Genomic DNA, 3,048 nt, shown 5'->3' on the forward strand with positions numbered 1-3,048 from the left:
GTGCGTCCGATACCAGAGATCCGGCAGCCGCTGGCCGCCGTAGGCGGTTGCCGATCGAAGTCGACCCAGCGATGTTGTCGCGATGAAGCCGGCGACGTGGATCGGATAGGGCCATTTGGGTGTGACGCCGGTGCGCTCGTAGGGAACCTCGGCCATCCCGTCGCCGACTGCTCGCGTCAGCGCGAGTTTCGGCTTCGTCACGCCGTGGGGGACGTAACCCCCAGTGAAAGGGATGGTCCCCATTCGGTAGCGTGTCGGCAGGCGGGCGGCGTGCTGGATGAGTTCGCCGTGGACGATTGGCGCACGCACGCCGGTTTTCGTCTGTGCGAGGCGCGTGCTTGCGTACTCGCCTCGGCCATAGTGGTTCTTGAAGTGTGTATCGAGGATCACGTGTTTGCGTTGGCTCTCATCGCTTCGTGCGACGGTTTCGCGAAACGAATCGAGCGGTTCCACGTCATTAGCCATGAGCGAACGCACGCGTTCGCGGCTCACGCCAGCCTCGGTTCGATAGAGCGAATCGACCACCGAATCACACTGCTCGATATGTCGACGGCGGAGGTGATGGCCCATCAGCCCGCCTTGGCCCGCACCTTCGAGCATGATGTTGGCGTTCGCGTCGGGAAGGTTGTACGTCGCCGACAGCGGGAGCAGCGTCCCCCAACTGACCATCCCATCGGTTCGGCGGATGGCATCATCGAGAATCGAGACGAATCGATCGGGCGAGAGTTCGACCTCTGAAAATCCCACGTCGAGGCGATCGGCGATTTCGCCGGCGAGTTCCGGATTGCCGCCGCCGCGCGGGTTCGCGTCGTAGGTGTAAGCTGTCAGCGAGTCGAACGCGTCGTCGTGGGCGGCGAGCTCGGCCGCCAGCGTCCGACTATCCAGTCCACCCGACAGCCAGATGCCGACGTCGCCATCCATCGTCGTCGCCGCATCGGCCATCGCATCCCCAAAGATATCGATGAGATCGTCGATGTAACCATCGGTCGGCGCGCTCTCGTAGTCGGGTTTCCAGTAGCGCTCGATCGATGCTTTACTGTCCTCGTATTCGAGGATTGATGCGGGCGCGAGCGCACGCACGCTTTCGACGAGGGTCCTCTCACCCCAGAGCCCGCTCATCATGAGGAGATCGCTGATGCCTTGCTCGTCCAGTTGGGGATCGTCGATCCGCGTGAGCAGCGCCGCTACCGAAGAGCTGAACGCTACTCCGTTGTCGAGCGAGTAATAACACGGCCGCGTACCAAGTTTATCCGTCGCCAAGACGAACCGTTCGTCGGCGAAGTCGACACATGCGACCGCAAACGAGCCATCGACGTTCTGGAGCGTCTCGTGCGGTGCGTCGAGAACGCGCTTGATGAACGCCTCGGTATCGGTATGTTCGCGACCGACGAGCGCACCGTGGACGACGCCGGCCTGTTCGTCGCCCTCCCAGGTTGCGCTGCCAAGCGGGTCGCGCTCGCCATGGTGAATGAGTCCGAGTGCCGACGCCTCGCGCCCGAAGCGTGCGGTTTCGTACCATGGTTCGAACTGCAGTTCCTTGGTCATCGCCTGGAACGGCTCGTCAGCGATCGTCCCCCCGAGAAGACCAGTCATTGTTCCAATAACCGCCAGAATCAGGTATGGGTTTTCTGTTGTGTGCCGTCGATGTCACCCGAACGCATGCTTGGAGTCCTCGGTACGCTGACGTACCCGAGGCGAGCGCGAAACACTATGGCTGGTTTAACAGCACATACCCGCTGATTTCGTGTGAGTGATTCGATATTATAGGGTCGGCTAAAGATCTTTACTGACATAGACAGTAACCCGATGTAATGGGTCGGCTCGACGATATCACTCTGGAAGAACTCCACGAGGTGCGTGAGCAAACGGAGAGTGAGAAGCCGCGAGAACGCGTTCTCGCGGCGATCGGCCGCAAGCAGGGCGCTCAGGTCGACACCCTCGCTGAGCGTCACGGTGTTGTTGAGAAAACCATTCGCAACTGGCTGGATCAGTTTGTCGAGCAACCGATCGAGCAGGCTCCCTACGACGCTCCTCGTCCCGGCGGCCCCTCAAAACTCACTACGGAACAGCGTGAGCACCTCAAAGAGGTGCTCCACGATTCACCGACTGAGCTGGGCTACGACCAACAGGCCTGGTCGCCGAAGATTCTGCTTCACTATGTTGCCAGAGAGTACGACGTTGAGTACAGCAAGCGCCATGCACGCTATCTGTTGACTGAGGCCGGGCTGTCCTGGCGGACAGCGCGGCCTCGCAATCATGAAGCCGATCCTGAAGACGAAGCGGAGTTCCAAGCGACAGTCGAAAAAACGTCCCGAACTAGCCGAGAAGACGGTCGTTGTCGTCGACCAGTTCACCAAGCGCGTCGGCACCGTCCAGCGGCATGGATGGTACCCAATTGGGTCGGATCCAACGATCGAGACCTCGAATTCCTGGGACAAGGTGACAGTGCTTGGCGCTGTCACCGGCAGCGGTGACAGCTTCTACTGCTGGACGGAAGAAAATCTCACACGGAACCACGGAATTCGCTTGTTAGAAGCACTCCAAGAGGAGTTTGGCGAAGAGTTGGTGGTATTTCTTGATCGTGCGGGATACTTCTATGCGAGAGATCTCTGGGAGTTCGTGAGTGGTGAGCGCGAGACCGAAACTGTCTGCGACAGTTCGGTCTCTTGCGTGCGCGGAGAGAAGCTGGCGGTCTGGTATTTCCGTCGAAGCTACCCGAACTCAACCCAGTGGAAGGATGCTGGAATCAGCTCTACGAGTGGTTCAAGCACCGGCTGATTCCGGATCTACCGACGCTGAGAGACTCCATCCTGAATGGAATCGATGCAATCGATGAACCGAATATCTGGAACTATCTCTGCTCAACTGATGGGTGAAGATTCGTCACCGACCCTATGAACGGATACGATAGCCACTCTGACCAGCACACTGTTCGCCACGAGCAGTCTCCACACAACCGCTGGGTCGTGTCGCAAAGCGGTCTAGACTTCGGTAGCAACTGACTCCCTTCAGGAGGGGGTTGTCTCTGGTGACCAAACCGAGACCACC

At 59.4% G+C, this 3,048-nt stretch carries 2 protein-coding genes and 1 pseudogene; 2 read left to right on the plus strand and 1 reads right to left on the minus strand.

Annotated features, from left to right (window positions below):
* On the minus strand, positions 1-1,593 hold a 1,593-nt coding region (locus C451_RS02455; protein ID WP_007737305.1), incomplete at its 3' end, for an asparagine synthase-related protein.
* Between the two features lie 218 nt (positions 1,594-1,811).
* On the opposite strand from C451_RS02455, the pseudogene C451_RS20540 reads away from it, so the two are divergent.
* Positions 1,812-2,234: pseudogene (locus tag C451_RS20540) on the plus strand (helix-turn-helix domain-containing protein); the annotation flags it as partial.
* A gap of 22 nt (positions 2,235-2,256) precedes the next feature.
* A complete protein-coding gene (locus C451_RS23475) occupies positions 2,257-2,778 on the plus strand; it encodes a transposase (RefSeq protein WP_007737309.1) in 522 nt (173 codons plus the stop codon).
* Positions 2,779-3,048: the final 270 nt, after the last annotated feature.

This window comes from Halococcus thailandensis JCM 13552, from assembly GCF_000336715.1.
Lineage (GTDB): Archaea > Halobacteriota > Halobacteria > Halobacteriales > Halococcaceae > Halococcus > Halococcus thailandensis.

What these genes read in the sequence shown, in the direction of transcription:
- C451_RS23475 (WP_007737309.1), top strand. Translation starts at nt 2,257, where the DNA reads ATGAAGCCGATCCTGAAGACGAAGCGGAGTTCCAAGCGACAGTCGAAA.